1 protein-coding gene is annotated in these 430 nt (G+C 61.2%); it reads left to right on the top strand.

Annotation, left to right across the window (positions count from 1 at the left end):
* Positions 1 to 62 precede the first annotated feature (62 nt).
* Positions 63 to 430, top strand: a 368-nt coding sequence (locus tag K5Q99_RS23230; RefSeq protein WP_220778164.1) for a DUF4131 domain-containing protein, incomplete at its 3' end; no start/stop codon positions are given.

Genomic DNA, 430 nt, shown 5'->3' with positions numbered 1-430 from the left:
AACGCCAGGTTGTTTCGACCCCCGATGTGCGCATGGTTCCGGTGGCCATCACGGCATGTGGGATGGCTGCTGTCGGTACCGGCGGTCATCGCTGGATGATTCTTAGTGCCGGAATTGGATGCCTTGCCGCAGGCATGATCGCGGTAAAGCGTAAGGCGTGGTTGGTTGTGGTATCCGCCGCGGTGGGGTTGACCGTCCTCATGAGCGCCGGAATGCGCGACCTCGTTGTCCACCACACCGGTGTTGCTGAGCTTGCCCAGGAAGGAGCCGCAGTGACGGTGACAGGTCGCGTCGCAGCCGACCCACGGATCTTCGAGGTAAGTGGTTCGGGTGGGAGCACCGTCATGATCACTCTGGTAGCCCATCGCATCGTCGCAGAAGCCCAGGCTATTGATCAATCGGTAAGGGTAGTCGCCATGGCGTCGGGATC

The organism is Shewanella hafniensis, from assembly GCF_019655335.1.
In the GTDB taxonomy this organism is placed as follows: Bacteria; Pseudomonadota; Gammaproteobacteria; order Enterobacterales; family Shewanellaceae; genus Shewanella; species Shewanella hafniensis.
This window is presented reverse-complemented; position numbering and strand designations above follow the sequence as displayed.